Source organism: Phytohabitans houttuyneae (assembly GCF_011764425.1).
Taxonomy (GTDB): domain Bacteria; phylum Actinomycetota; class Actinomycetes; order Mycobacteriales; family Micromonosporaceae; genus Phytohabitans; species Phytohabitans houttuyneae.
This window is the reverse complement of the sequence record NZ_BLPF01000001.1, coordinates 889,455-915,744: the sequence shown is the minus strand read 5'-3', so window position 1 is coordinate 915,744 and position 26,290 is coordinate 889,455. Positions and strand designations below refer to the sequence as shown.

At 71.6% G+C, this 26,290-nt stretch carries 22 protein-coding genes and 4 pseudogenes; 17 read left to right on the top strand and 9 right to left on the bottom strand.

Annotated features, from left to right (window positions below; all coding sequences use genetic code 11):
* The first annotated feature begins 26 nt into the window (after positions 1-26).
* The gene (locus Phou_RS04250; protein ID WP_173053709.1) at positions 27-299 is read left to right on the top strand and encodes a DUF4235 domain-containing protein; all 273 of its coding nucleotides are present in this window, start codon (positions 27-29) and stop codon (positions 297-299) included.
* A 232-nt stretch (positions 300-531) separates the two neighbouring features.
* The gene (locus Phou_RS04245; protein ID WP_173033499.1) at positions 532-735 is read left to right on the top strand and encodes a cold-shock protein; all 204 of its coding nucleotides are present in this window, start codon (positions 532-534) and stop codon (positions 733-735) included.
* Positions 736-793: 58 nt separating this feature from the next.
* Here Phou_RS04245 and Phou_RS04240 read toward each other — a convergent pair whose 3' ends face one another.
* Positions 794-985, bottom strand: a complete 192-nt coding sequence (locus Phou_RS04240; RefSeq protein ID WP_246273724.1) for a hypothetical protein — start codon at positions 983-985, stop codon at positions 794-796.
* A 43-nt stretch (positions 986-1,028) separates the two neighbouring features.
* Positions 1,029-2,015: an aldo/keto reductase gene (locus Phou_RS04235; RefSeq protein ID WP_173053705.1), complete on the bottom strand. Its 987-nt coding sequence runs from the start codon at positions 2,013-2,015 to the stop codon at positions 1,029-1,031.
* Positions 2,016-2,070: 55 nt separating this feature from the next.
* Between Phou_RS04235 and Phou_RS04230 the strand changes: the two are divergent.
* Both Phou_RS04230 and Phou_RS04225 read left to right on the top strand, forming a co-directional pair.
* Positions 2,071-2,826, top strand: a pseudogene (locus tag Phou_RS04230) (trans-aconitate 2-methyltransferase); the annotation flags it as partial.
* A 10-nt stretch (positions 2,827-2,836) separates the two neighbouring features.
* Positions 2,837-3,856 carry an adenosine deaminase gene (locus tag Phou_RS04225; protein ID WP_173053703.1) on the top strand — a complete coding sequence of 340 codons (1,020 nt, stop codon included), beginning with the start codon at positions 2,837-2,839 and terminating at the stop codon, positions 3,854-3,856.
* Between the two features lie 199 nt (positions 3,857-4,055).
* Here Phou_RS04225 and Phou_RS04220 read toward each other — a convergent pair whose 3' ends face one another.
* The 3 genes and pseudogenes from Phou_RS04220 to Phou_RS04205 form a co-directional block, all read right to left on the bottom strand.
* Positions 4,056-4,304 (bottom strand): hypothetical protein, encoded by a 249-nt coding sequence (locus Phou_RS04220; RefSeq protein ID WP_173052324.1) that lies wholly within the window; start codon positions 4,302-4,304, stop codon positions 4,056-4,058.
* A gap of 369 nt (positions 4,305-4,673) precedes the next feature.
* Positions 4,674-6,025: pseudogene (locus tag Phou_RS04215) on the bottom strand (ATP-binding protein).
* 56 nt (positions 6,026-6,081) lie between these two features.
* Positions 6,082-6,770 (bottom strand): annotated as a pseudogene (locus tag Phou_RS04205) (response regulator transcription factor).
* Positions 6,771-6,948: 178 nt separating this feature from the next.
* Between Phou_RS04205 and Phou_RS04200 the strand changes: the two are divergent.
* On the top strand, positions 6,949-8,253 hold the full coding sequence (locus tag Phou_RS04200) for an MGH1-like glycoside hydrolase domain-containing protein (RefSeq protein ID WP_173053697.1): 1,305 nt from the start codon (positions 6,949-6,951) through the stop codon (positions 8,251-8,253).
* Between the two features lie 1,275 nt (positions 8,254-9,528).
* Here the strand turns inward: Phou_RS04200 and Phou_RS04195 are convergent.
* Positions 9,529-10,689 (bottom strand): class I SAM-dependent methyltransferase, encoded by a 1,161-nt coding sequence (locus Phou_RS04195; RefSeq protein ID WP_173053695.1) that lies wholly within the window; start codon positions 10,687-10,689, stop codon positions 9,529-9,531.
* Between the two features lie 87 nt (positions 10,690-10,776).
* Between Phou_RS04195 and thrS the strand changes: the two genes are divergently transcribed.
* Genes thrS through Phou_RS04180 form a run of 3 tightly spaced genes read left to right on the top strand, consistent with a single transcriptional unit; the run spans position 10,777 to position 14,295 of the window.
* Positions 10,777-12,780 carry a threonine--tRNA ligase gene (gene thrS / locus Phou_RS04190; RefSeq protein WP_173053693.1) on the top strand — a complete coding sequence of 668 codons (2,004 nt, stop codon included), beginning with the start codon at positions 10,777-10,779 and terminating at the stop codon, positions 12,778-12,780.
* A gap of 10 nt (positions 12,781-12,790) precedes the next feature.
* Positions 12,791-13,282: an HIT family protein gene (locus Phou_RS04185; protein ID WP_246273218.1), complete on the top strand. Its 492-nt coding sequence runs from the start codon at positions 12,791-12,793 to the stop codon at positions 13,280-13,282.
* Between the two features lie 26 nt (positions 13,283-13,308).
* Positions 13,309-14,295: an aldo/keto reductase gene (locus Phou_RS04180; protein WP_173053691.1), complete on the top strand. Its 987-nt coding sequence runs from the start codon at positions 13,309-13,311 to the stop codon at positions 14,293-14,295.
* Positions 14,296-14,404: 109 nt separating this feature from the next.
* On the opposite strand, the gene Phou_RS04175 is transcribed toward Phou_RS04180, so the two are convergent.
* Positions 14,405-16,564 (bottom strand): elongation factor G-like protein EF-G2, encoded by a 2,160-nt coding sequence (locus Phou_RS04175; protein WP_173053689.1) that lies wholly within the window; start codon positions 16,562-16,564, stop codon positions 14,405-14,407.
* Between the two features lie 231 nt (positions 16,565-16,795).
* On the opposite strand from Phou_RS04175, the gene pgsA reads away from it, so the two are divergent.
* From pgsA to Phou_RS04140, 7 genes and pseudogenes are all read left to right on the top strand, one after another.
* Positions 16,796-17,404 carry a phosphatidylinositol phosphate synthase gene (gene pgsA, locus Phou_RS04170; RefSeq protein ID WP_173053687.1) on the top strand — a complete coding sequence of 203 codons (609 nt, stop codon included), beginning with the start codon at positions 16,796-16,798 and terminating at the stop codon, positions 17,402-17,404.
* Positions 17,401-18,297, top strand: a complete 897-nt coding sequence (locus Phou_RS04165; protein WP_173053685.1) for a phosphatidylinositol mannoside acyltransferase — start codon at positions 17,401-17,403, stop codon at positions 18,295-18,297. The genes pgsA and Phou_RS04165 overlap by 4 nt, the downstream gene beginning before the upstream one ends.
* 12 nt (positions 18,298-18,309) lie before the next feature.
* Positions 18,310-19,445: pseudogene (locus tag Phou_RS04160) on the top strand (glycosyltransferase family 4 protein).
* A gap of 18 nt (positions 19,446-19,463) precedes the next feature.
* The gene (locus tag Phou_RS04155) at positions 19,464-19,958 is read left to right on the top strand and encodes a hypothetical protein (protein WP_173053683.1); all 495 of its coding nucleotides are present in this window, start codon (positions 19,464-19,466) and stop codon (positions 19,956-19,958) included.
* A 63-nt stretch (positions 19,959-20,021) separates the two neighbouring features.
* Entirely contained in the window at positions 20,022-20,951 is a 930-nt protein-coding gene (gene pdxS / locus Phou_RS04150) for a pyridoxal 5'-phosphate synthase lyase subunit PdxS (RefSeq protein ID WP_173053681.1), read from the top strand.
* Positions 20,948-21,544 carry a pyridoxal 5'-phosphate synthase glutaminase subunit PdxT gene (gene pdxT / locus Phou_RS04145; RefSeq protein WP_218578705.1) on the top strand — a complete coding sequence of 199 codons (597 nt, stop codon included), beginning with the start codon at positions 20,948-20,950 and terminating at the stop codon, positions 21,542-21,544. The genes pdxS and pdxT overlap by 4 nt, the downstream gene beginning before the upstream one ends.
* Entirely contained in the window at positions 21,544-22,299 is a 756-nt protein-coding gene (locus tag Phou_RS04140) for a YebC/PmpR family DNA-binding transcriptional regulator (RefSeq protein ID WP_173053679.1), read from the top strand. The genes pdxT and Phou_RS04140 overlap by 1 nt, the downstream gene beginning before the upstream one ends.
* Positions 22,300-22,308: 9 nt before the next feature.
* Here the strand turns inward: Phou_RS04140 and Phou_RS04135 are convergent, their stop codons facing one another.
* The gene (locus Phou_RS04135; RefSeq protein WP_308784396.1) at positions 22,309-23,304 is read right to left on the bottom strand and encodes an RICIN domain-containing protein; all 996 of its coding nucleotides are present in this window, start codon (positions 23,302-23,304) and stop codon (positions 22,309-22,311) included.
* Between the two features lie 125 nt (positions 23,305-23,429).
* Here Phou_RS04135 and Phou_RS04130 point away from each other — a divergent pair, with 125 nt between their 5' ends.
* A complete protein-coding gene (locus Phou_RS04130) occupies positions 23,430-24,584 on the top strand; it encodes a YncE family protein (protein WP_246273217.1) in 1,155 nt (384 codons plus the stop codon).
* Between the two features lie 89 nt (positions 24,585-24,673).
* Here Phou_RS04130 and Phou_RS04125 read toward each other — a convergent pair whose 3' ends face one another.
* Positions 24,674-25,006 carry a glycoside hydrolase family 12 protein gene (locus Phou_RS04125; protein WP_218578703.1) on the bottom strand — a complete coding sequence of 111 codons (333 nt, stop codon included), beginning with the start codon at positions 25,004-25,006 and terminating at the stop codon, positions 24,674-24,676.
* Between the two features lie 151 nt (positions 25,007-25,157).
* On the opposite strand from Phou_RS04125, the gene Phou_RS04120 reads away from it, so the two are divergent.
* On the top strand, positions 25,158-26,192 hold the full coding sequence (locus tag Phou_RS04120; RefSeq protein WP_173053675.1) for an aminotransferase class V-fold PLP-dependent enzyme: 1,035 nt from the start codon (positions 25,158-25,160) through the stop codon (positions 26,190-26,192).
* Positions 26,193-26,290: the final 98 nt, after the last annotated feature.

Sequence of the window (26,290 nt, the reverse complement as noted above, 5' to 3'; positions counted from 1 at the left end):
TTTCGAGTATCGAGGGGGAGGATGCGGTGGCCAAGGTCGTGAGCAAGGTGGCGTACAAGCCGGTCGGGATGCTGCTGGGCATCGGGGCCGGCATCGTGGCTGGCGCGATCTTCAAGCAGCTGTGGAAGGTCGCGGCCGGTGACGACGATGCGCCGGACGCCACCGACGAGGAGCGGGGCTGGGGCGAGATCCTGGCCGCCGCGGCCCTGCAGGGCGCCATATTCGCCGTGGTCAAGGCCGCTGTCGACCGTGGCGGGGCTACCGGCGTGCGGCGCTTGACGGGCCGCTGGCCGGCCTGAAACAGACTCGCGTTTACCCTTGTTAACGGCGAATCAGGTCACATGTCGGAGAATTTCCTCCGGTAGACTGTGCGAAGTTTTTGCGTACGTGGTTTGCTGTTCCACGCTGTTCTAGAGATGGCGTGGTTGGGAAGACTCCTTCACCGGAGGCCGCCTCGGCGCCAGTGCTCGAAAACGGCCAACCGGCCGCCGCACGGTGTGCTCGGCCGCCAGTTTCAGAAGGAGATACAGCATGGCGCAGGGAACCGTGAAGTGGTTCAACGCAGACAAGGGCTTCGGCTTCATCACCGTTGACGGCGGGGGTTCCGACGTCTTCGTCCACTTCTCGGCGATCCAGACCAGCGGATACCGGACGCTGGAGGAAAACCAGCGGGTGGAGTTCGAGATCGCCCAGGGCCAGAAGGGCCCGCAGGCCGAGCAGGTCCGCCCCATCTGATCAGCCGCGACAGCACAGAGCCCCCGCGATCACCAACGTTCGCGGGGGCTCCTTGCTGTCAGTCTCCGGCTGGGCCGTTGCCGGCCTGACCGCGGCGGCGGACCCGTAGGCCCACCGCGACGAGGATCAGGCCGACGAGGGCCACGATCGGGCCGACGACCGCCCAGGTGCGGTCGTCGGTCATCACACTGCCGGACAGGTATCCCAGTCCCTGGAGGGTCCATACAGCGCCCACCACGATGGCGAGCATCCCCAGGGCGAGCGGCAACCACGCCTTCACGGACGTGCCTCCCTTACCAGCGGTCGTGCACAAGGGGGCGGATGAGTTCGTCGTACACCTCGGCGACGGCGGCGTGCGCCTCAGGGGACAAGGGTGCCAGGTCCGCGGCCGCCGCGTTGGCCCTTGCCTGCTCCGGGCCACGCGCACCCGGGATCACCACCGTGACGCCGGGCTGGTCGGCGATCCACCGCAGCGCCCACTGCGCCATCGTCGCACCGGGCGGGACCAGCGCCTTCAGCCGGCGGACGGCCTCCAGACCCACCTCGTAGGGCACGCCGGAGAACGTCTCACCCACGTCGAACGACTCGCCGTGCCGGTTGTAGTTGCGGTGGTCGTCCGCGCCGAACGTCGTGCGCTCGTCGTACCGCCCGGACAGCAGCCCGCTGGCCAGCGGCACCCGCGCGATGATGCCCACGCCGGCGGCCGCCGCCGCGGGGAGCACGGTGTCGACGGGCTTGAGGCGCAGCGCGTTGAGGATGATCTGTACGGACGCGACGCCGGGGCGGGCGATGGCGGTGAGGGCCTCCTCGACCCGCTCGACGCTCACGCCGTACGCCCTGATGCGCTTCTCCTGCACGAGCGTGTCGAGGGCGTCGAAGACGGCGTCCGTCGAGTACACCGGGGTGGGTGGGCAGTGCAGCTGCACCAGGTCGAGCGTGTCGACACCGAGGTTGGCGCGGGACCGGTCGTTCCACGCGCGGAAGTTGTCGATGTTGTACGCCGAGGGCTCCTGCGCCACCCGCCGCCCCATCTTGGTGGCCACGGTCAGGCGCGGCCCGGCGGGGTGCTGCCGCAGGAAGCGGCCGATGATCTGCTCGCTGCGGCCGTCGCCGTACACGTCGGCGGTGTCCAGGAACGTGACGCCGGCGTCGACCGCGGCGCCGAGCGTCGCGAAGGCGGCGTCCTCGCTCACCTCGCCCCAGTCCGCGCCCAGCTGCCAGGCACCGAGTCCGATCACTCCCGCGTCACGGCCCAACCGGCCGAAGCTGCGCTTCTCCACGCGGACACCCTAGCGGTATTCTTCACAAGACGTACGTACGGTTTGGAGGTCTGTCGTGTGGAATCCAGCCACTTACCTGCGCTTCGGCGACGAGCGGTCGCGCCCGTTCTTCGACCTCGTCGCCCGGGTCGGGGCCGAGAAGCCGCGTGCCGTGGTCGACCTCGGCTGCGGGCCGGGCAACCTCACCGCCACTCTCGCCGCGCGGTGGCCTGGCGCGCGCCTGTCAGGAGTCGACTCCTCCGCCGAGATGATCGAAAAGGCGCGCGCCGGCGGGTACCCGGTGGAATTCGCGGTGGGCGACCTGCGCGAGTGGACCCCGGAGGGTGACCACGACGTGGTCGTCTCCAACGCCGCGCTGCAGTGGGTGCCCGGCCACGAGCACCTGCTGCCACGGTGGGTGGCGGCGCTGCCGGCCGGTGCGTGGCTGGCCGTGCAGGTGCCGGGCAACTTCGACGCGCCGTCCCACCTCGCGCTCCGCTCGCTGGCAGCGGAGGCCGGCCTGGGCGACCTCGCGCGCGACGCGCCGGTGCTCGACCCGGCCGGCTACGCCGACGTGCTGGCCGGCGCCGGGTGCGCGGTGGACGCGTGGGAGACGACGTACCTGCACCGGCTGCCGGTGGTCCCCGGAGCCGCCCACCCGGTCCTCACCTGGATGGAGGGCACCGCGCTGCGGCCGGTGAAGGCGGCGCTGGACCCGCCGGCGTGGGACGTGTTCCGGGACACGCTGGAAAAACGCCTCGCGGCGGCCTACCCGGTGCGGGGTACGGTCGTGTCGTTTCCGTTCCGACGGATCTTCTTCGTAGCGCGTACGCAGGGGACTGATGCTGGAGTCGTTCATCGCCGGACTGCCCAAGGTGGAGCTGCACGTGCACCACGTCGGGTCCGCGTCGCCCCGCATCGTGGCCGAGCTGGCCGCCCGGCACGAGGGGCGCACGCCGGTGCCCGCCGATCCCGAGGCGGTGGCGAAGTACTTCGAGTTCCGCGACTTCGCGCACTTCATCGAGATCTACCTGAGCGTGGTCGACCTGATCCGCGACCCCGAGGACGTGCGCATCCTGACCTTCGAGGTGGGGCGCGAGCTGGCCCGCCAGCAGGTGCGGTACGCGGAGCTGACGGTGACGCCATATTCGCATGTGTCGCGCGGCATCCCGGCCGAGGCGTTCTGCGCGGCGATCGAGGACGCGCGGGTGCGGGCCGAGGCCGAGCTCGGCATCGTGCTGCGCTGGTGCTTCGACATCCCCGGCGAGGCGGGGCTGCCCTCGGCGGAGGAGACGCTCGCTATCGCGCTCGACCAGCGGCCGGACGGGCTGGTCAGCTTCGGGCTGGGCGGGCCGGAGGTCGGGGTGCCGCGCCCGCAGTTCAAGCCGTACTTCGACAAGGCACGTGCGGCGGGCCTCCACTCGGTACCGCACGCGGGCGAGACCACCGGCCCGGAGACGATCTGGGACGCGATCCGCGAGCTCGGCGCCGAGCGGATCGGGCACGGCATCTCGGCGGCGCGGGACGAGCGCCTGATGGCGTACCTGGCCGAGCACCGCATCCCGCTGGAGATCTCGCCGACGTCCAATGTGCGCACCCGCGCGGTGGCCTCGCTCGACGAGCACCCGCTGCCGGTGCTGCGCGCGGCCGGCGTACCCGTGACGATCAACTCCGACGACCCGCCGATGTTCGGCACGACGCTGAACGACGAGTACGCGGTGGCCGCGCGCCTGCTCGACCTCGACGAGGAGGGCCTGGGCGAGCTGGCCCGCGAGGCGGTGGCGGCATCGTTCCTGCCGGCGCCGGAGAAGGCCCGCATCGCCGCGGAGATCGACGCGTACGTGGCCGCGCACCGCGCTTAGCGCGTCGCCCTCCGCGCCGGGTCGACCTGCCGCGCGCACGTTGCTCCCAAGCTGGGCGCACCAATGCGCCCAGCGACCTTTGGATGCGAGCTACCGCGACGCCCGTCGTGGTCCGGACCCCTGCGCGGGGCCCCCGGGAAACGTGGAGCGCAGCTGAGCGTTTCCTTGGGGTGCGTTCCCGGTGCCGGCGGAGGGAGCTCTAGAGGGCGTAGAGCGGGTCCTGCCAGCAGGCGAGCACCGCGAGGATGACGCCGGCGATGATGGCGACCCACCGGATGAGGCGGCGGCGGCCGCGGGGTGGGTGGCGGTGTTCCGGCTCCTCGGGCGGCGTGGCTTCCGGAGCGCTCGCCGCCGGGCTGGGCAGCAGGAAGTCGGGTGCCGGCTGGACCACCGACGGCCCGGGGCGGCGCCACGGTGAGGGCGTCGACGCGCGGCTGCGCTCGCTCATGTGCCCTCCTCCTAGGTGGGCGCGCGGCGGGATCAGGGTTGGGGACCATTTCCCGCCGCGCGCGCAAAAGGTCCCACCGGACCGGGGTGGGTGGACCTACTGCGGGTGGTGGTCCGGTGGAACCAGGATGGGATCGACGTTGATGCTGCCATCCGGCCACCCTGTGAACCGTCCGGTTAATTCAGACCTAAGGAGAACTTGCCGGTCCCCTGTGGAGCGCGCCACCCAACCCGAGGCCCGTCGGCCCCGGACCTGGGCGATGTGCCGCGCCTGCCAACCGAGGGCGGCAGGCCCGGAGCCGGGCGACGTGCCGCGCGCCGGCCAGCCGGAGCGCGGCGGCACCGGACCTGGGCGATCAGATGCGCGGGTTCAGTCGCGGCTGGAGCGCTGGCGGGGCCAGCGGCGGGCGCCGGGCTCGCGGGCCAGGCGGCCGACCAGGCCGAAGCGGCTCACCTGCTTGGGGACGGCCTCGGCGTCGGCGAGCAGCATGACCACGCTGGCGCCGCCCAGGCGGGCGCGGTCGATGCTCACCGAGCCGCGGGCCTGCTGGGCCGCGCGCCGGGCGATGTCCAGGCCCAGGCCGGTCGAGCCGCGGTCGCTGGCGCCGCGGCGGAGGGCGCGGTCGGGGTTGGCGATGCCCGGGCCGGCGTCGTCGACGCGGACCGCCACGTAGCCGTCGCGGCGGGAGATGGCCACCTCGAAGGCGGTGCCCTGCGGCGTGTACCGGAAGACGTTGCCCAGCACCGCGTCCAGCGCGGCGGCCAGCTCGGCGCGGGGCAGCGGCACGGGGATGCGGGTGTGCGCGCCGGTGACCTGGTTGGGACGCTGCTGGTCGCTGGCGAGCGCGGACCAGAAGACCATGCGGTCGCGCACCACCTCGGCCGCGTCGCAGATGCTCTCCTCGGGCTGCTCGGCCTGCTCGACCACCTTGCGGCTGGTCTTGATGAGCACGTCGACCTCGCCCTCCAGCGTCACGATCGCCTGCCGGATGCGGCGGATCGTGCGCCGCCGGTCCAGCTCCGCCGCGCTGAACTGCCCCACGCTCGTGTCGTCCGAGTCGAGCGCGTCCGCGTCCAGGCGCAGCACCGTCAGCGGGGTACGCAGGCGGTGGGAGAGGTCGGCCACCAGCTCGCGCTCGTTGCTGCGGGCGGCGACGAGCTTGTCGGCCATGCGGTTGAACGCGTACCCCGCCTCGGCCAGCTCGCGCGGGCCGCTGGGCTGCACGCGCACGGCCAGGTCGCCGTCACCGACCGCCATCGCGGCGTTGACGAGGTTGCGCGCGGAGTTGACGGCGACGGCGGCGAGGCGGTCGACCACGATCACCGACGCGGCCACCAGGCCGAGGGTGAGACCGATCAGGAGCCACCAGTTGGCACCGCCGAAAGCGCCGTCGGACAGGAAGACCTCCACCACGGCGACGGTGCCCGCCATCGGTACCGGCTGGAGGTAGACCTTGCCCCCTCCGCGTCCGCGAGCACCGCCTCGGTGCCGCGCGCCGCCCGGGTCACGTCTTCCTGCTCGGCGTGCGAACCCTCGGCGGGCGCCGTGAGTCCGTGCACCACGACCGGGTCACCCTCACCCGCGGCGAGTGAGGCGCGGCGTAGCTGGTCGTCGCCGGCCGCGATGGTGAGCGCGCCGGCCACGGCGGCCGCACGCCGCTGCGCCTCGGCCACCGCCTCGTCGTGCGCGTCCGCCCGCTGCTCGAGGCCGAGCGGGATCATGAAGGCGAGCGCGGCGATCGTGGTGAGGGCCGCCGTGACGTACGCGTGGGCCTGCCTTAGTCCGGTGCCACCAACCGGAATCCGACCCCCGCACGGTGCGCAGGTAGCGGGGTTTCGCCGCGGACTCGCCCAGCTTGCGGCGCAGCCAGTACAGATGCACGTCGATGGTCTGGTCCTCGCCGACCGACGGTTGCCGCCATACCTCCTCCAACAGCTCGCGTCGGGACACCACGCGGCCGGGACGCGCCGCCAGGTATGCCAGCAGGTCAAACTCCTTGCGGGTCAGTGCCAGCGGCACCCCGTCGAGATGGGCGCTCCGCTCGCCGACGTCGACCTTGAGGCCGCCGACCTCGTGCACGGCCGGCTGCACGGTGCGGCTCGCGCGGCCCGCGCGGCGCAGCACGCTGGTGATGCGCGCGTCGAGGTGGGCGCCGGTGAACGGCTTCACCATGTAGTCGTCGGCGCCGGCCCGCAGCAGCCGCACGATCGCCTGCTCGTCGTCTCGCGCGGTCGCGATGATGATCGGGATGTCGGTGATGCCGCGCAGCATGCGCAGGGCGTCGGCGCCGTCGAGGTCGGGCAGGCCGAGGTCCAGGACGACCAGGTCAGGCGTCTCGGAGGCGACCCGGCGCAACGCGTCCAGCGCGGTGCCGACGGCGTGGACGGCGTGGCCCCGATCAGCCAGCGAACGCAGCATCGCGCTGCGCACGACATGGTCATCTTCGACCAGGAGGACGGTGGCCATGCGAAGACGGTACTGCCCTTGGCAAGCCACGGACGATCCCGGATTGCTGATCTCACGCCGTACCGATAATCGAGACACAATCCAGATGATCCTGCGATACGAGCAGTGACCTGCCAATATAGGTTGCGTGAGCGCCACGGATACGCCCCTCGCGCCGGCCCCTGAGGCCGGCGCTGTCATGAGCGAGGAAGAGCTCCGGCGCCAGGCCGTCGAGGTCCTGGACGCCAACTGGGAACGGGACCACACGGTGCCATCGCGCGCCCTGTACCCGCATCAGTGGAGCTGGGACGCCGCCTTCATCGCGGTCGGACTCGCGCACCACCGGCCGGAGCGGGCCTGGCGCGACCTGCGCAGCCTGTTCGCCGCGCAGTGGTACGACGGGCGTGTCCCGCACATCGTGTTCGACCCGGACGTGTCCGAGCGCGACTACTTCCCGGGTCCCGCCTTCTGGGACGCGCCGGCGTCACCGGGCCGCCTCGGCGGTCTGACCACGGGAATCGTGCAGCCGCCGGTACACGCGGTCGCCGCCCGCGACGTCTACCTGCGCTGCCTCGACCGCGACGCCGCGCGGCACGAGCTGGAGTGGCTGTACCCGCGGCTGGTCAAGCAGCAGACGTACCTCTTCGAGGGCCGCGACGTCGCCGGCGACGGGCTCGCCAGCATCGTGCACCCCTGGGAGTCCGGTCTGGACAACAGCCCGGCCTGGGACAACGCGCTCGCCGCCGTCCCCGTGGACCTCTCGCTGCTGCGCAGCCACCGCCGCCAGGACACGCAGGTGTCCGTCCACTCGCACCGGCCGACGGACACCGACTACGCGCGGTACATCGCGATCGCCGCCGCCTACCGCGACGGCGGCTACCTGGACGAGGGGCTGCTGGAGCGCCACCCGTTCCTGGTGGAGTGCCCGTCCTTCAACGCGCTGCTCGCGCTGGCCGAGCTTGCCCTGGCCGGCATCGCCGAGGTGATCGGCGCCGACGCCGCGCCCCACCGTGACCGGGCAGAGCACATCACGAAGGTGCTGGTTGACCGCCTGTTCAACCCGTCGACCGGCATGTTCCACGCGCGCGACGTGCGCACCGGCCAGCTGAGCACCGCACGCTGCGTGAGCGGCCTGATCCCGCTGGTGCTGCCCGGCCTGCCCGAGGCGCACCGATCGTCGCTGCTGGAGGTGGCCCGCTCGGAGGCGTTCGGCCTGGGCGGCGAGCTCCCGCTGCCGTCGTACGACCGCACGGCCCCCGACTTCGACCGCCTCCGCTACTGGCGCGGCCCGGTCTGGATCAACGTCAACTGGCTGCTCTGGCAGGGCCTGCGCGCCCACGGCCACGAGCACGAGGCCGCCGCCCTGCGCGCCGCGATGCTCGGCGTCATCCGCCGCGGCGGCTGCCACGAGTACTTCGACCCGGTCACCGGCCACGGCATCGGCGCGGCCGCCTTCAGCTGGACCGCGGCCCTCGCCCTCGACCTGATGGCCGCGACCCCCTAACCCGCGGCGTCGGTCGCGGTCCGGACTTTTGCTCTCGCGGCCTCACCCTGCGCGGGGGAGACCGGTTTGGCCTACAGCGGCGTCTGTCGCGGCCGGACCTGCGCGGGGTTGCCGCGGAACGGAGCGTGTCTTCCGGGCCTCGCCCTCCGTGGTGGTCTTTGCGGATTTGGGCTACCGCGGCGTCCGTCGTGGTCCGGACCGTTGCTCCCGCGGCCTCACCCTCCGCTGGGGAACAGGTAGCCCGGACCGGGCTGGGGCGGGGCGGCGTTGTGGGTGCTGCCAGGGCCGGCGCCGAGCGGATCCGCGGGTGCGGCTGGACGTCCTCTCGGGCTGGGCGCATTGGTGCGCCCAGCTTGGGACGACGGTGCGGTCGGCTTGGGGCGCCGGTCGGATGTGTCCCGGCGGCTGGTGGGAGTGAGCGGTCCGTCTGCGTGGCCGGACCAGGGCAAGTGCGAACGCTCCCGGGGACGAGGCGGCGGCGTGGAGCGGGTTCCGCGGGTGCGGCTTGGCGTCCTCTCGGGCTGGGCGCACTGGTGCGCCCGGTTTCGGACGATGGTGCGGTCGGCTCGGGGTGCGGGTTGGATGTGTCTCGGCGGCCAGGCGGGAGCGAGCGGTCCGTTATTGCAGCCAGAACAGGGGCGGAGGCGAACGCCCCGGGACGAGGGCCTCGTGGAGCGGGTTCTGTGGGTGCGGCTGGACGTCCTCTCGGGCTGGGCGCATGGGTGCGCCCAGTTCCGGACGACGACGGAGGCGGCCGGGGGACCGGCGATCGGGCGGGGCGCGACTGGCTTCGGTCAGCCCGGCTTGGCCGGAGACGATGCCGTCGCTCCTGCCGGGCGCTGTTCGAGCGGCCCGGTGCGGTCGGCTCGGCGTGCTGGTCGGATGTGTCCCGGCGGCCTGGGGAGCGAGCGATTCACCAGTGCAGCCAGATCAGGGGATTAGGTGCGAACGCGCCCGAATGAGGGCGGTGCGGAGCGGGTTCCGCAAGGGGGCGGCCGCGGCGGGGTGGGCTTGACCCGCGGGCCTGGCAGCGGAGGTCGGGGCACTCGGCGAGCCCTGCGAGCCGCCGACCGGAGCGGTGCCCGCGGGAGCGAGCGGTCCGTCACTGGCGCGGACCGGGGCATAAAGGCCCTGGACGGACCGGGGGTAAAGGTCCTGGAGGGACCGGGACGTAAAGGCCCTGGACTGACCCGGGGCGTATGAAGCCCTGGACGGACCGGCGCGTAGGAGGCCCTGGACCTCGCCGCGGCAAGCGCGAGGTCCAGGGCGTGCGCGTCAGGTGGCGGGGCGGGCGGGGAGTTGGAGGACCCAGCGGTACGCCTGTACGAGCCCGGTGTCGAAGCCGGCCGCGGAGCCCCACAGGAAGAGGCGGAAGCGGCGGTACAGCGGCTCGCCCCAGCGGGCGATCACGTCCTCGCGGGCGTCGTCGAGGCGTTTGGCCCACTCGCGGCAGGTCAGGAAGTAGTTGTGGCGGTCGTCGGTGACGCTGAGCAGCTCGAAGGGTGACCTCGCGACGTGGCGCAGGTACTGGTGGAGCAGCAGCGGCGCGCTGTTGCCGGGGTAGATGTACCGCTTCATGAAGGTGGAGACCATGTGCTTGCGGCGCATCGCGAGCGCGTCCAGGTAGACGCGGCCGCCCGGGCGTAGGAGCTCGGCGTACTTGGCGAGTGTCGTGCGGTAGTCGGGCAGGTGTTCGGTCACGCCCATGTTGACGATCGCGTCGAAGCGGTCCGGGTCCTTGTAGCCGAAGATGTGCTGGCGGACGACCTTGACCGGGAGCTTTTCGCGCTCGAAGAGGTCCAGCAGGTAGCGCTCGGACTCCTTCGACAACGTCGTGGTGGTGACGTCGATGCCGCGGCGGGCGGCGTGCTCCGAGAACGCGCCCCAGCCGCCGCCGACCTCCAGCACGCGGTCGCCGGGCTTGACGCCGATCGCGTCGATCGCGAGGTCCATCTTGCGGGTCATCGCGTCTTCGAGCAGCTCGTCGTCGCTGGCGAAGACGCCCTCGGTGTAGCAGCGGTGCCGCTCGTCGAGGAACGTCAGGAAGAACTCGGAGTCCTCGTCGTAGTGCTGCGAGATCGCCCGACGGTCGTCCTCCTTGCGGCCGCGCCAGATGGCGGCGGGGGTGAAGCGGGACAGGAACGCGATCGGGTGGAAGTCCTTGAAGAAAGCGCGCATCTTCAGCGCTTCGGCGAGGTCGCCGTCGACGTCCAGCCAGCCCTTGAGATAGGCCACGGCCACGCCGAACTGGTCGAGGCCGGCGAGCGCCTTGGCCCCGCGCTCGTCCTTGACGGTGATGGTGAACACGGGATCGCCCGCGCCGAACCGGTGTGCCGGCCCGCCCGCGGTGGCCACCGCGAACGGCACAGCCGTCCGGGAGGCGGAAAACTCCTGGTACCTGCGCTGGAGCGCGTTGATCAGATCCGAGACTGCCACACCGGCAATCTACCGCTGCGCGGGCGCGACGGCTCGGCTCTATAGCATTGCACCGGTTACCGACGAGCCCACCTTGAGGAGATCACCGTGTCCGCACCCCGTACCCCCGCTGTGGCCGACCTCGTCGTCCCGGCCGGGACGACGGCGGCCGAGGCGGTGTCCGCCGCCGGCCTTCCGGCCGCGGGGCCCAAGGCGATCGTCGTGGTACGCGACAGCGCCGGCCACCTCCGTGACCTCGACTGGGCGCCGGCGGCCGACGAGACGGTGACGCCGGTGGCGCTCGACGAGCCGGACGGGCTCAACGTGCTGCGCCACTCCACCGCACACGTGCTCGCCCAGGCGGTGCAGGACATCTTCCCGGAGGCGAAGCTCGGCATCGGCCCGCCGATCGACAACGGGTTCTACTACGACTTCGCGGTGCCGAAGCCGTTCCAGCCGGACGACCTCGACAAGCTCGAAAAGCGCATGCAGGAGATCGTCAAGTCGGGGCAGCGCTTCCGCCGGCGGCGCTTCGACAGCGTCGAGGAGGCGCGCGCCGAGCTGGCCGACGAGCCGTTCAAGCTGGAGCTGGTCGACGCGTCGGGAGCGGGCGGCTTCGACGCCTCGGAGATCATGGAGCTCGGCGAGGGCGAGCTGACGATCTACGACAACGTGGACGCTTCGTCGGAAAAGGTGTGCTGGTCGGACCTGTGCCGCGGCCCGCACCTGCCGAGCACGCGGCTGATCGGCGCGTTCAAGCTCATGCGCAGCGCCGCGGCGTACTGGCGCGGCTCGGAGAAGAACCCCCAGCTGCAGCGGGTTTACGGCACGGCGTGGCCGACCCGCGACGCGCTGAAGGCGTACCTGCGGCTGCTCGAGGAGGCCGCCCGCCGCGACCACCGCAAGCTCGGCGCGGAGCTGGACCTCTTCTCCTTCCCGGACGAGATCGGCTCGGGCCTCGCGGTCTTCCACCCCAAGGGCGGCATCATCCGCCGCGAGATGGAGGCCTACTCGCGGGGGCGGCACGAGCGGGCGGGGTACGAGTTCGTCAACACCCCGCACATCACCAAGGCGCACCTGTTCGAGACCTCCGGCCACCTGCCGTACTACGCGGACACGATGTTTCCGCCGATGGAGCTCGAAGGCGCGCAGTACTACCTGAAGGCCATGAACTGCCCGATGCACAACCTTGTCTTCCGGGCGCGCGGGCGGTCGTACCGGGAGCTGCCGCTGCGGCTGTTCGAGTTCGGCACGGTGTACCGGTACGAGAAGTCGGGCGTCGTGCACGGCCTGACCCGCGTGCGCGGCCTCACCATGGACGACTCGCACATCTACTGCACCCGTGAGCAGATGCCGGGCGAGCTGCGCGACCTGCTCGCGTTCGTGCTGGACCTGCTCAAGGACTACGGCCTGGAGGACTTCTACCTGGAGTTGTCGACGCGGGGCGACTCGGAGAAGTTCATCGGCTCGGACGAGGAGTGGGCGGAGGCGACCGAGATCCTGCGGCAGGCGGCCGAGGACTCGGGTCTGGAGCTGGTGCCGGACCCGGGCGGCGCGGCGTTCTACGGGCCGAAGATCTCGGTGCAGGCGCGCGACGCGATCGGCCGCACCTGGCAGATGTCGACGATCCAGCTCGACTTCAACCAGCCCAAGCGCTTTGGGCTCGAGTACCAGGCCGCCGACGGCACGCGCCAGCAGCCCATCATGATCCACCGGGCGCTCTTCGGGTCGATCGAGCGGTTCTTCGGCATCCTGACCGAGCACTACGCGGGCGCGTTCCCGGCGTGGCTGGCGCCGGTGCAGGTGGTCGGCATCCCGATCCGGGACGACCACGCCGAGTACCTCGCGTCCTTTGTGGACCTGCTCCGCGCGGAGGGCATCCGGGCCGAGGTGGACACGTCCGACGACCGGATGCAGAAGAAGATCCGTACGGCGCAGCAGCAGAAGATCCCGTTCATGGCGATCGCCGGCGACGCGGACGTCGAGGCGGGCACGGTCTCCTTCCGGTACCGGGACGGGTCGCAGCGCAACGGAGTACCGCTGGCCGAGGCGGTCGCGCACGTGGTCGAGGTGGTCCGCTCGCGGACGAACTCGGGTCCGTCGGCAGCCTAGGATCTCAGCCGTGACGGACGGGTTGGAGCGGCTCTGGGCGCCGCACCGCATGACGTACATCGCGGGGAAGGACCAGCCGCCCGGCTGCCCCTTCTGCGTCGCGCCCGGCATGGAGGAGGGCAGCCTCGTCGTCGCGCGGGGCAAGCTCGTCTACGCGGTGCTCAACCTGTACCCGTACAACCCGGGGCACCTGCTGCTCTGCCCCTACCGCCACGTGGCCGACTACACCGAGATCGACGCGGAGGAGACGGCCGAGCTGGCCGCGTTCACGCAGACGGCGATGCGGGTCGTGCGGGCCGTGAGCGGGGCGCACGGGTTCAACATCGGGATGAACCAGGGCGCGGTGGCCGGCGCGGGCATCGCCGCACACCTGCACCAGCACGTGGTGCCGAGGTGGGGCGGCGACGGCAACTTCATGCCCGTGATCGGCCACACGAAGGTGCTGCCGCAGCTGCTGTCCGAGACCCGCGACCTTTTCGCCTCGGCATGGCTTGACTTATAGCGCGCTCGAATTGAGAGCGTTGCCGCATGGCTTCCTTGACACGGACTTTGGGACGTAGCGGCATCGAGGTGTCCGCGCTGGGCGTGGGCTGCTGGGCGATCGGCGGGCCCTTCTGGCAGGGCACGCAGCCCCTGGGGTGGGGCGAGGTCGACGACGAGGAGTCGGTCCGCGCGCTGCGCCGGGCGCTGGAGCTGGGCGTGACCTTCTTCGACACCGCCGACGTGTACGGCACGGGGCACAGCGAGCGGATGCTCGCCCGCGCCTTCGCCGGCCGGCGCGACGAGGTGGTGATCGCCACCAAGTGGGGCAACACCTTCGACGAGGCCACCCGCCAGCTGACCGGCAGCGACGGCACGCCGGGGTACCTGCGCACGGCCGTCGAGGGCTCGCTGCGGCGGCTGGGCACCGACTACATCGACCTGTACCAGCTGCACCTGAACGACCTCGACATCCCGGTCGCGCTCGACCTCGTGGAGACCCTTGAGGAGCTTGTCGCCGCCGGGAAGATCCGGTCGTACGGGTGGAGCACGGACTTCGCCGACCGCGCCTCGGCCATCGCCGCGGCGGGCGCGCACGTGACCGCGATCCAGCACGCGATGTCGGTGCTGGAGGACTCGCCGGACGTGCTCGAGGTCGTGGAGAAGTACGACCTGGCCAGCATCAACCGGGGGCCGCTGGCGATGGGCCTGCTGACCGGTAAGTTCACCCGGTCGTCGACGTTGGGCCCGGACGACGTGCGCGGCGTCGCGCCGGACTGGCTCTCCTTCTTCCAGGACGGGCGGCCGGCGCCGGCGTGGCTGGACCGGGTCTCCGCGGTCCGCGACGCGCTGACCTCGGACGGCCGCACCCTGGCACAGGGCGCCCTGGCCTGGCTCTGGGCGAGGAGCCCTCGCACGGTCCCCATCCCCGGCTGCCGCACGGTGGCCCAGGTCGAGGAGAACGCCGGCGCGCTGGCCAAGGGCCCGCTGTCGCCGGACGCCGTCGCGGCGGTCACCGCCTGGCTCGAGCGGTGACCGCCTGGCTGGAGCGGTGACCGCCGGGCCGGGGGCGTTGATCAGGGAGTTGGTGGGGTGCCGCGCCGGCACACGCCCGACCGACTCCCTGATCAACCGCAACAGGGGTCTAGCTGGAGGTGTGTTCCTTCTTGACCTGGTCGGCCAGGTGGGCGGGCATGGGGTCGTGCCTCGCGAACCTCCGGGTGAAGGTGCCGGCGCCGCTGGTCATGGACCTCAGCTCCACCGCGTACCGCACGAGCTCGGTGGCCGGCACCTCGGCGCGGACCAGCGTGCGCTCGGTGCCGGCCTGGTCGGGCTCGGTGCCGAGCACGCGGCCCCGGCGGCTGGACATGTCTGACATGACGGCGCCGACGAACGAGTCGGGCACGCGGATGACGATCTCGTCGACCGGCTCCAGGAGCGTCAGGTGGCCCTTTTCGGCGGCGTCCTTCAGCGCCATCGAGCCGGCCGTCTGGAAGGCCGCGTCCGAGGAGTCGACGCTGTGCGCCTTGCCGTCGAAGAGGGTGATCCGCAGGTCGACCACCGGGTAGCCGGCGACGATGCCGCGCTCCATCTGGGCCCGGACGCCCTTTTCCACGGACGGGATGTAGTTGTGCGGCACCACGCCGCCGACGATCTTGTCGACGAACTCGAAGCCGCTGCCGCGCGGCAAGGGCTCCACCTTGATGTCGCAGACCGCGTACTGGCCGTGGCCGCCGGACTGCTTGACGTGCCGCCCGTGCCCGGACGACTCGCTGCTGAACGTCTCCCGCAGCGCCACCCGCACCGGCTCGGTCTCCAGGTCGACGCCGCCGGCCCGCAGGCGGTCCAGCACCACGTCGGCGTGCGCCTCGCCCATGCACCAGAGGACGAGCTGGTGGGTCTCCGGGTTGCGCTCGAGCCGCATGGTGGGGTCGCCGGCGACGAGGCGGCCGAGGTTTTTCGCCAGCGCGTCCTCGTCGGCGCGGCTCTTGGCCACGATCGCCACCGGCAGCAGCGGCTCGGGCATCTCCCACGGCTCGACGAGCAGCGGGTGGTCCTTGGCCGAGATCGTGTCGCCGGTCTCCGCGCTGCCCGACTTGGTGATCGCGCAGATGTCGCCGGCGACCGCCGCGGGCACCTCGCGCAACGTCGCGCCCAGCGGGGAGTAGATGTGCGCGATCCGCTCGTCCGCGTCGTGGTCCGGGTGGCCGCGGTCCTCCATGCCGTGCCCGGACACGTGCACCGTGGCCTCGGGGCGCAGCGTGCCGGAGAAGACCCGCACCAGCGAGACCCGCCCGACGTGCCGGTCGATGGTGGTCTTGACCACCTCGGCGACCAGCGGGCCGTTGGGGTCGCAGGTCAGCGGCTGCTGCGGCGAGCCGTCGACGCCGGTCACCGCGGGCAGGTCGTGCTCCTGCGGCGTGGGGAAGGCGGCGGTGAGAAGCTCCAGCAGCGCGTCGAGGCCGACCTTGGTCTCGGCGCACACGGGCACGACCGGGTAGAAGTGGCCGCGCGCGACCGCTTTCTCCAGGTCGGCGATCAGCACCTCGACCTCGATGTCCTCGCCGCTGAGGTAGCGGTCCATGAGCGTCTCGTCTTCGCTCTCCGCGATGATGCCCTCGATCAGCTCGTTGCGCGCCTCCTCGATCGCCGGCAGGTGCTCCGGGTCCGGGTCGCGGACCTCCGGCGGGTACCCGCCGCTGTAGTCGAAGACCCGCTTGGTGATCAGGCCCATCAGGCCCACGGTGGACTCGCCGTCGTCGCCCAGCATCGGCAGGTACAGGGGCAGCACGTTGTCGCCGAACACGCGCTGGCACAGCGCGACCGTCTCGTCGAAGTCGGCCCGCTGGTGGTCGAGCCGGGTGACGGCGACCGCGCGCGGCATGCCGACCGAGGCGCACTCCTCCCACAGGGTCGCGGTCGCGGCGTCCATGCCGTCGACCGAGGAGACCACGAAGAGGGCGGCGTCGGCGGCGCGCAGCCCGGCGCGCAGCTCGCCGACGAAGTCCGCGTATCCGGGGGTGTCGAGGAGGTTGACCTTGATGCCGTCGTGCATGAACGGGGCGCAGGCAAGGCTCACCGACCGCTGCTGTTTCACCGCTGCCGGGTCGTGGTCGCAGACCGTGGTGCCCTCGGTCACGACACCCGTCCGGGGGATCGTGCCGGTCGCGGCGAGCAGCGCCTCGACCAGAGTCGTCTTCCCGGCGCCGGAATGGCCGACGAGCACCACGTTGCGTACCCTGCCGGGCGCGTCCACCACCGGCGCGGGGCCGGTGACTCCCTTCTCCTGACTCTTCTGCGCCATCGCCAGAACCTCCCTCAAGAGAGCGAATCAGGGCGTGAGCTGCTCTCTCTATTAGGGCGCTGTTCGCCGCGTCGCGTGCCCGCTCCGCGCCGAACCAGCACCCGTGAGCAACGTCACGTTCGCCCTTCGATCCCACACCCGCAACACGCCGTACACAACCCCGACGCGAGAAGTAACCCAACACGGCCCGCGCCCGGCATCGGGGCGCCACGCCGTATCGTGAGAGCCGCCATGGCGAAGATCTTCCGTGTATCCGCTCGGACGGCCCTCAGTTCCGTCGTCGAGCCCATCGCCCGCGCCCTCCTCAGGATGGGCATCTCGCCGAACACCGTGACGGTGGCCGGCACCGTCGGCGTGCTGGTCGGCGCCGTCGGGTTCGCCGCGCGCGGCCACCTGCTGATCGCGCTCGTGCTGGTCGTGGTCTTCGCGCTCACCGACTTTCTCGACGGCACGATGGCGCGCATGAAGGGCGGCTCGACCCGCTTCGGCGCGTTCCTCGACTCGTCGATGGACCGGGTGGCCGACGCCGGCATCTTCGGCTCCGTCGCCTACTACCTTGCCACCGAGGGCGACCGCTGGGGCATGGTCGCCGCGCTGCTGTGCCTGGGCGTGGGGCAGATCGTGTCGTACGTCAAGGCGCGCGCCGAGGGCCTCGGCATGACCTGCAACGTCGGCATCGCCGAGCGGCCCGAGCGGCTGCTGAGCGTCGGTGTGGGCGGGCTGCTCACCATCATCGGCCTGGAGTGGGCGCTGCCGGCGGCGCTGTGGATCCTCGCGGTGCTCTCGGTGATCACCGTGGGGCAGCGCATCGCACACGTGTACAAGCAAGCCCAGGCATGAACGCGGCCGAGCTCGGGTACGCGGCGGGCTGGCGGCTGGTCCGGGCCCTGCCCCGGCCGGTCGCGGCGGCGGCTTTCCGGACCGGCGCCGACTGGGCGGCCCGCAAGCGCGGAAAGGGCGCCACCCGCCTGGCCGGCAACCTGCGCCGCGTCGTGGGTCCGGACATGCCGGAGGACGAGCTCGACGATCTGGTACGCCGCGGGCTGCGCTCGTACGCCCGCTACTGGATGGAGGCGTTCCGGCTGCCGTCCCGCTCGAAGGCGCAGATCCTTGACGACTTCGCGCTCGACGGCGAGGAGCGGCTCGCCGCCGACGTGGCCTCGGGGCGGGGCGCGGTGGTCGCGCTGCCGCACGGCGGCAACTGGGACGCGGCCGGCGCGTGGGTTGCCGCAAAGGGCTGGCCGATCGTCACGGTCGCCGAGCGGCTCAAGCCGGAGAGCATGTACCAGCGCTTCCTCGCGTACCGGCGCGGTCTGGGAATGGAGATCATCCCCACCGGCGGCGGTGAGCGGCCTCCCTTCGATCATCTTGTCGACCGCCTGGGCCAGGGTTTCATCGTGCCGCTGCTGGCCGATCGCGACCTTTCCGCCCGCGGCGTCGAGGTGTCCTTTTTCGGCGGCCGCGCGCGGATGCCGGCCGGGCCCGCGCTGCTCGCGCTCCGCACCGGGGCGCCGCTCTACACCGTCACCGCGTGGTACGAGCCGGAGCGTGCCCGCTGCGCCCTCTCCGAGCCGCTGGAGCCGCCCACCGAGGGCCCGCTCGACCAGCGGGTGCGCGAGCTGACGCAGCGGGTGGCCGACGGGCTGGCCGCGGGGATCGCCCGTCATCCGGAAGACTGGCACATGTTGCAGCGGCTCTGGCTGGACAGCCCGGCGACAGCACAGCGGGTGTAGGGAGGGGGCGGCGTGCGCGTCGGCATCGTGTGCCCGTACTCCTTCGACGTCCCGGGTGGTGTGCAGAACCACGTCATGGACCTCGCCGAGGCGCTGATCACGCTCGGGCACGAGGTGAGCGTGCTCGCGCCGGCCGACGACGACGCACCCCTCCCGCCGTACGTGGTGCCGGCCGGCCGCTCGGTGCCCCTGCCGTACAACGGCTCGGTGGCCCGGATCAGCTTCGGCCCGGTCTCGACCGCGCGCGTGCGGCGGTGGCTGGCCCGGGGTGAGTTCGACGTGCTGCACGTCCACGAGCCGTTCACGCTGAGCCTGTCGATGCTCGCGGTGCTGTCGGCGCGGGGGCCGGTGGTGGCCACGTTCCACACAGCGATGACCCGGTCGCGGGCGATGGCCGCCGCGCAGGGCCTGCTCCAGCTCGTGCTGGAGCGGATCACCGCGCGGATCGCGGTCAGCGCGCTGGCCCGCAAGGTACAGGTCGAGCACGTGGGCGGCGGCGCGGTCGAGATCCCGAACGGTGTCGCGGTCGCCAGGTTCGCCTCCGCCGCGCCGCTGCCGGACTGGCCCGGCGAGGGCGGCGCGCTGGGCTTCCTGGGGCGGTTCACCGAGCCGCGCAAGGGATTCGGGCTGCTCCGCGCCGCGTACGCCGACCTCGCCGCCACCCGTCCCGGACTGCGCCTGCTCGTCGCCGGGCCGGGGAGCGGGAGGAGCTGCTCGACGGGCTGCCGGCGGGGCTGCACGAGCGCGTCACGTACCTGGGCAAGGTCTCCGAGGAGGACAAGGCGCGGATGCTGCGCAGCGTCGACGTGTACGTGGCGCCCAACACCGGCGGCGAGTCGTTCGGCATGATCCTCACCGAGGCGATGGCGGCCGGTACCCCGATCGTCGCCAGCGACCTGGACGCGTTCCGGCGGGTCCTGGACGGCGGGCGGGCCGGCTCGCTCTTTCCGGTCGGCGACGTCGCCGCGCTCCGGACCGCGGTCGGCGAGCTGCTGGACGACCCCGCGCGGCGAGGGGCGTTCGCGGAGGCGGCGCGGCAGGTCGTCACCGAGTTCGACTGGCCGGTGGTGGCGGAGCGTGTTCTCGAGGTATACGCGACGGCGATCGAGGCTACCGACGGAAGGGCGATCGACGACCAGCCCGTCTGACCCCTCTACCATGCGCTCATGTGGTGGGTGGTCGGCGTCGTCACCGTCGTGGTGCTCGTGTCGACGTACCTGACCTGGACGGCCAGCCGGGTCGACCGGCTCCACGCGCGGGCGGCGGCCGCGGCCAAGGCGCTCGACGCGCACCTGCTGCGGCGGGCGGCCGCGGCGGCGGTGTTCGCCGAGGAGCACTCGACGGTCGAGCTCTACGCGGCGGCCCGGATCGCGCTGGACGCCGCGCCGGAAGAGCGCGGGGCCGCGGAAAACGACCTGACGCGCCAGCTGCGGGCCGTGCCCCTCGACGGGGAGGCCGAGGCGCTGGTCGCGGTGAGCCGGCGGCTCGCGGTGGCCCGGCAGGTGCACACCGACCTGGTACGCGACGCGCTGTCGTTGCGCCGGCGGCGGGTGGTGCGGCTGCTGCGGATGACCCGGCGGCACCCCGAGCCGGAGTACTTCGACATCGACGACCCGATCCTCGCGCCGTCAGTGGTGACGCCCGCCTCGCCCGTTACCTAAGCAGGCCACCTGGGGTGCGATTGGACGTGGGAGCCGGCCTGAGACACAACTAAACTGCAGGTCATGGCCGAGATCACTGCCTCGATGCATTCCAGTGGTACAGCAAGCGCGCCCGCCACCGGCACCGCCCGCGTCAAGCGCGGCATGGCCGAGATGCTCAAGGGCGGCGTCATCATGGACGTGGTCACCCCGGAGCAGGCCAAGATCGCGGAGGACGCCGGCGCGGTCGCGGTCATGGCGCTGGAGCGCGTGCCCGCCGACATCCGCGCCCAGGGCGGCGTCTCCCGGATGAGCGACCCCGACATGATCGACGGCATCATCAGCGCCGTCTCGATCCCCGTCATGGCCAAGGCCCGCATCGGGCACTTCGTCGAGGCGCAGGTGCTGCAGGCCCTCGGCGTCGACTACGTCGACGAGTCCGAGGTGCTCACGCCCGCCGACTACGCCAACCACATCGACAAGTGGGCGTTCACGGTGCCGTTCGTGTGCGGCGCCACCAACCTCGGCGAGGCGCTGCGCCGCATCACCGAGGGCGCCGCGATGATCCGCTCCAAGGGTGAGGCGGGCACCGGCGACGTCTCGAACGCGACCACGCACATGCGCAAGATCCGCGGCGAGATCAAGCGGCTCACCTCGCTGCCCGAAGACGAGCTGTACGTGGCGGCCAAGGAGCTGCAGGCGCCGTTCGAGCTGGTCCGCGAGGTCGCTCAGGCAGGCAAGCTGCCGGTGGTGCTCTTCACCGCGGGCGGCATCGCCACCCCCGCCGACGCGGCGATGATGATGCAGCTCGGCGCCGAGGGCGTCTTCGTCGGGTCGGGCATCTTCAAGTCCGGCAACCCGGCCCAGCGCGCGGCCGCGATCGTCAAGGCCACCACCTTCCACGACGACCCCGACGTGCTCGCCAAGGTCTCGCGCGGTCTCGGCGAGGCGATGGTCGGCATCAACGTCGACGACATCCCGCAGCCGCACCGCCTCGCGGAGCGCGGCTGGTGACCCAGATCGGGGTCTTCGCTCTACAGGGCGACGTCCGGGAGCACCTGCGCGCACTCGAGTCGTGCGGTGCTTCCGCGTCGGCCGTGCGCCGTCCGTCCGAACTGGACGCCGTCGACGCCCTCGTCGTCCCCGGCGGCGAGTCGACGACGATGAGCAAGCTGTCGATCGAGTTCGGCCTGCTCGAGCCGATCCGCAAGCGCATCGCCGGCGGCATGCCCGTCTACGGCTCCTGCGCCGGCATGATCATGCTCGCCGAGCGCGTGCTCGACGGCCGCCCCGACCAGCAGTCGTTCGGCGGCATCGACATGACCGTGCGCCGCAACGCTTTCGGCCGCCAGGTCGACTCGTTCGAGGGGCCGGTCACGCTCCGCCCGTTCGAGGAGCCCTTCCACGCGGTCTTCATCCGCGCGCCGTGGGTGGAGAGCGTCGGCGAGGGGGTGGAGGTGCTGGGGCACGCCGCCGGTAGGATTGTCGCGGTTCGGCAGGGCAGTCTGCTCGCCACCGCCTTCCACCCGGAGCTGACCGGCGACCTCAGGGTCCACCGCCACTTCGTGGAAATGGTGCGCGCGGGGCTTAACGTGACGGAGGGGTAATGTCCGGCCACTCAAAGTGGGCGACGACCAAGCACAAGAAAGCGGTCATCGACGCCAAGCGCGGAAAGCTCTTCGCCCGCCTCATCAAAAACGTCGAGGTGGCGGCGCGCACCGGCGGCGGCGACCCGGCCGGCAACCCCACGCTGTTCGACGCCATCCAGAAGGCGAAGAAAAACTCGGTACCCAACGACAACATCGACCGCGCCGTCAAGCGCGGCTCCGGCCTGGAGGCCGGCGGCGCCGACTGGCAGACGGTCATGTACGAGGGGTACGGGCCGAACGGCGTGGCCATCCTCATCGAGTGCCTGACGGACAACCGCAACCGCGCGGCCACCGAGGTCCGCACCGCCCTGACGCGCAACGGCGGCTCGCTCGCCGACGCCGGCTCCGTGTCGTACATGTTCAGTCGCAAGGGCGTGGTCATCGTCCCGAAGGCGACCGGCGGCCCGGGCGAGGACGACGTGCTCACGGCCGTGCTGGACGCGGGCGCCGAGGAGGTCAACGACCTGGGTGAGGCGTTCGAGGTGGTCAGCGAGCCGACCGACCTGCTCGCCGTCCGCACCGCCCTGCAGGAAGCCTCCATCGAGTACGAGTCGGCCGAGTCCTCCTTCGTGCCGTCGGTCAACGTGCCGCTGGACGAGGACGGCGCGCGCAAGATCTTCAAGCTGATCGACGTCCTCGAAGACTGCGACGACGTGCAGAACGTCTACGCCAACTTCGACGTCTCCGACGAGGTCATGGCGGCCGTCGGCTAACGGGTCTCCTCAGAGGCCCATGTCCTGGCGGAGCGCGGCGACCATCCTGACGTTGCGGATGTACTCGTCGGCGGACGTGGCCTCGCTGGCCTGGTTGAGTCCGTGCGGCCAGAAGTGGGCCCCGTCCCCGTAGAGCACGGCCGACGGGTTGCCGTCCAGCGTGCGGAGCTGGTTGATCGCGTTGCCGCCGGTCCACCGGCCGCCGGACACGCGGGGTGCCCAGCCGCTGTACGTGCCGACGCCCAGCGTGTGCGCGATCTCGTGCATGGCGGTGGCCTGCACCATCGTCGACTTGGCGCCGAAGCGGATCGTCCCGTTGTAGTTGCCGTCCGCGGTGGGCACGCTCGGTACATAGTGGACCGACAGCGCCTTGCTGACGTTGAGGTAGCAGTTGTAGACCGTCAGCGCGAGGTTCATCGCCTCGGTGATGCGGTTGTACGAGTCGGTCTGGTCGGCGGTCGGCGCGGAGGCCCGGTTCAGCGTGTAGGTGATGCCGCCGGAGGCCGGGCAGCCGGCGCCGCCGGTCGTGCTGTTCCACCGCTGGTTGGCGCCGCCGTTGCAGCTCCACAGGATGATCGCCGTGCCGTTGGCGGTACCGCCGCCGTTGGCGTCCAGGCAGAGCCCGGACAGCGCGTTGGTGATGGTGCCGCCGCTGATCACGTTCCACTGCTGGTTGGCGCCGCCGGCGCAGTCCCCGATGACCACCTGGGTGCCGGCCGAGGTGCCGTTGCCCGCCGCCTCCAGGCACTTGGTCCCCGCGTACACGCGCAGCTGCCGGCCGGAGGTGAGGTTCCACTGCTGGTTGCTGCCGCCGTTGCAGTCGTAGAGCTTCACCTGCGTGCCGTTGGCCTTGCTCGCGCTGGGCACGTCGACGCAGCGGCCGGAGGGGGCGCCGCGGATCGCGCCGACCGCGGCGGAGGCGGGCTCGGCGACGGCGGTCACGAGCAGGCCGGTGCCGAACAGCGCGGTCGCGGCCGCGACGAGGACGGAGCGGAGCTTTGCCATGGCGACTCCCAGGCACGGGGGGAAACGCTTTCCAGGACCGTATCCATCCATGTTCTTAAATACAAGGGCGCCGATTTGGCGAAACTCCGCCGGACAAAAGGGGCGAAACGGCTAGGGTTGGAAGGGTGTCGACGATCAGGCCGGCAGTGGCCGGATGCCTCGTGCTCGCCCTCCTCGCCGCGTGCGGTGACAACGGTGACGCCGCCCCCAGGGAGGCCGAAACCGCCACGGCCGTGGCCAGCCCGTCCGCCACCGCCGGCGCCGCCACCGGTACCAATGTCTATGCCGCCGCCGGGCCCGGCATGCTCAGCGAGGCGGTCCGCGGCCACCGCGAGCTCGTCTATGTGCCCAACACCCAGAGCGACGACGTCACGGTCATCGACCCGAAGACGTACAAGGTGGTGGACCGCTTCTACGGCGGGCCGGAGCCGCAGCACGTCGTGCCGGCGTACGACCTGGGCACCCTCTACGTCGCCTCAAGCCGGGTGCCGACCGGCGGGCTGGTGCCGATCGACCCGCGCACCGGCAAGTCGGGCAAGCTGATCAACGTGCAGGACGTGTACAACCTGTACTTCACGCCGGACGGCAAGCAGGGGATCGTGGTCGCCGAGGCGTACAAGCGGCTGGACTTCTACGACCCGACCACCTGGAAGCGCACCAAGTCGCTGAGCTTCCCGGAGTGCGCGGGCATCAACCACATGGACTACTCGGCGGACGCGAAGACGATGCTGGTCAGCTGCGAGTTCGCCAACCGCATGCTCGTGCTGGACGGGGTGTCGCACAAGAAGCTGCGCCAGTTCGACCTCGACGTGGTGCCGCACGGCATGCCGCAGGACACCCGGCTCACGCCGGACGGAAAGCACTTCCTCGTCGCGGACATGCACGCCGACGGGGTGTACGTCTTCGACGGCGCGGCCACCACACGCACCGGCTTCATCCCCACCGGCAAGGGGACGCACGGCATCTACTTCAGCCGGGACGGCGCCCGCGCGTACATCTCCAACCGCGGCGAAGGATCCGTCACCGTGCTGGACACGGCCACGCTGAAGCCGCTCACCAAGTGGCGGATTCCGGGCGGGGGCAGTCCGGATATGGGTGGCGTCTCCGCGGACGGCACGGTGTTGTGGCTGTCCGGCCGGTACGACGGCGAGGTCTACGCGATAAGGACGAAGGACGGCAAGCTCCTGGCCCGCATCCCGGTCGGCGCCGGCCCGCACGGCCTGACGATCTGGCCGCAGCCCGGCCGCTACTCGCTCGGCCACACCGGCAACATCCGCTGACCCTCCTCGCGGTTGATCAGGGAGTTCGTGCGTGGAAACGCCGGCCGACACGCCCACCAACTCCCTGATCAACCGCAAGCGGGGGAGGGCTAGCTGTTTGTCTGGAACGAGCCGATCGGACCCACCTTGTTCATCCACAGCATGATCTCGTACGTGTGCCCGTCGGCCCAGATGTCGTACGCGCTGGTGTAGGCGCCGGCGTTCGGCACGGTGACGTTGAAGCTGCTGCGCACGCTGCCGTACGAGTTGGCCCAGATCGACTGTGGACCGGCGCCGCCCCAGATGTTGTTGTAGAGGCTGTAGCCGCCGTTGTTCCAGGTGGCCCACGGGTCGGACGAGCCCCGGACGGCCGCCTGCGCGGGCGCCACGGTCAGGCCCACGACGGGCGCGAGTGCGGCGGCGGTGAGGGCGGCGATGCGCATGGCGTGCCCTCTCGGACGGGGTCGAAACCACGCATCGAAGCGCTTCGAAGTCGTTTCGACATCTATAAGCGAGAAATCGGCGCTGTACGGCACAGAGTAGAAGTCGATAGTCATGAATGCAGCATGCCGGAAACGAACTAGGCTGGAACGCATGGATCTTGCGGAGGCGCAGGGGTTGTGGGACGCCGAGCCGGGCTGGCTCAACACCGCGAGCTTCGGGTTACCGCCCCGACCCGCGTGGGACGCGTTGCAGCGTGCGCTCGGCGAGTGGCGCGCCGGGCGTACCTCGTGGGAAGGCTGGGGTGAGGCGACCGGTGCGGCCCGCGAAGCTGTCGCCCGCATCATGGCCGTGCCCGCCACCGACGTGGCCGCGGGCGCGACGGTGTCGCAGGTCCTCGCGCCGGTCGCCGCCGCGCTGCCGGACGGTGCGCGGGTGGTGGCGCCGGAGGTCGAGTTCACCTCGAACCTCTTCCCGTGGCTGGCCCAGGAGGCGCGCGGCGTGCGGGTGCGCACCGTGCCCGCCGGCAAGCTCGCCGCCTCGATCGACGGTGACACCGACCTCGTCGCGTTCAGCCTGGTGCAGTCGTCGGACGGCACGGTCGCCGAGTACCACGAGATCGTGGCCGCCGCCCGCGCGCACGGCGCACTCGTCGTGGTCGACGCCACGCAGGCGTGCGGGTGGCTGCCGTTCGAGGCGGGGCTGGCCGACGCGGTGGCGATCTCGACGTACAAGTGGCTGATGGGGCCGCGCGGCCTCGCGTTCGCCTACCTCGCGCCGGCGCTGCGCGAGCGGCTGCGGCCGGACGCGGCGGGGTGGTTCGCGGGGGAGGACGTGCACGACTCTTACTACGGTCCGCCGCTGCGGCTGGCCGCCGACGCCCGGCGGTTCGACATCTCGCCGGCGTGGTTCAGCTGCGTGGGCGCGGTGCCGGCGCTCGACCTCATCGAGCGGATCGGGGTCGCGGAGATCGGCGCGCACAACATCGCGCTGGCCAACCGCTTCCTGGGCGGTCTCGGGCGCCCGCCGGGCGCCAGCGCGATCGTGACCGTGGACGTGCCGGGGGCGCAGGAGCGGCTCGAGCGGGCCGGCGTCCGCGCGGCGGTGCGGGCCGGGCGGGTGCGGGCGTCCTTCCACGTGTACTCCACCGAGGCCGACGTCGACCTGGCCCTGAACGCCCTTGTGTGACCGCCCCCACTTTTAGATACGAGACGGTTCCGTATCGCTTCGTTCCGGCGTAGCGTCAACCGCGTACAAATACGAGACTGTTCCGTATCGGGGGGAGC

Coding starts and splice junctions, on each gene's coding strand:
- Phou_RS04175 (WP_173053689.1), bottom strand. CDS start 16,564: ATGGCGCAGAAGAGTCAGGAGAAGGGAGTCACCGGCCCCGCGCCGGTG.
- Phou_RS04165 (WP_173053685.1), top strand. CDS start 17,401: ATGAACGCGGCCGAGCTCGGGTACGCGGCGGGCTGGCGGCTGGTCCGG.
- pdxS (WP_173053681.1), top strand. CDS start 20,022: ATGGCCGAGATCACTGCCTCGATGCATTCCAGTGGTACAGCAAGCGCG.
- Phou_RS04180 (WP_173053691.1), top strand. CDS start 13,309: ATGGCTTCCTTGACACGGACTTTGGGACGTAGCGGCATCGAGGTGTCC.
- Phou_RS04220 (WP_173052324.1), bottom strand. CDS start 4,304: ATGAGCGAGCGCAGCCGCGCGTCGACGCCCTCACCGTGGCGCCGCCCC.
- Phou_RS04245 (WP_173033499.1), top strand. CDS start 532: ATGGCGCAGGGAACCGTGAAGTGGTTCAACGCAGACAAGGGCTTCGGC.
- pgsA (WP_173053687.1), top strand. CDS start 16,796: ATGGCGAAGATCTTCCGTGTATCCGCTCGGACGGCCCTCAGTTCCGTC.
- Phou_RS04155 (WP_173053683.1), top strand. CDS start 19,464: ATGTGGTGGGTGGTCGGCGTCGTCACCGTCGTGGTGCTCGTGTCGACG.
- Phou_RS04140 (WP_173053679.1), top strand. CDS start 21,544: ATGTCCGGCCACTCAAAGTGGGCGACGACCAAGCACAAGAAAGCGGTC.
- Phou_RS04120 (WP_173053675.1), top strand. CDS start 25,158: ATGGATCTTGCGGAGGCGCAGGGGTTGTGGGACGCCGAGCCGGGCTGG.
- Phou_RS04200 (WP_173053697.1), top strand. CDS start 6,949: ATGAGCGAGGAAGAGCTCCGGCGCCAGGCCGTCGAGGTCCTGGACGCC.
- Phou_RS04240 (WP_246273724.1), bottom strand. CDS start 985: ATGCTCGCCATCGTGGTGGGCGCTGTATGGACCCTCCAGGGACTGGGA.
- Phou_RS04125 (WP_218578703.1), bottom strand. CDS start 25,006: ATGCGCATCGCCGCCCTCACCGCCGCCGCACTCGCGCCCGTCGTGGGC.
- Phou_RS04225 (WP_173053703.1), top strand. CDS start 2,837: ATGCTGGAGTCGTTCATCGCCGGACTGCCCAAGGTGGAGCTGCACGTG.
- Phou_RS04135 (WP_308784396.1), bottom strand. CDS start 23,304: ATGGCAAAGCTCCGCTCCGTCCTCGTCGCGGCCGCGACCGCGCTGTTC.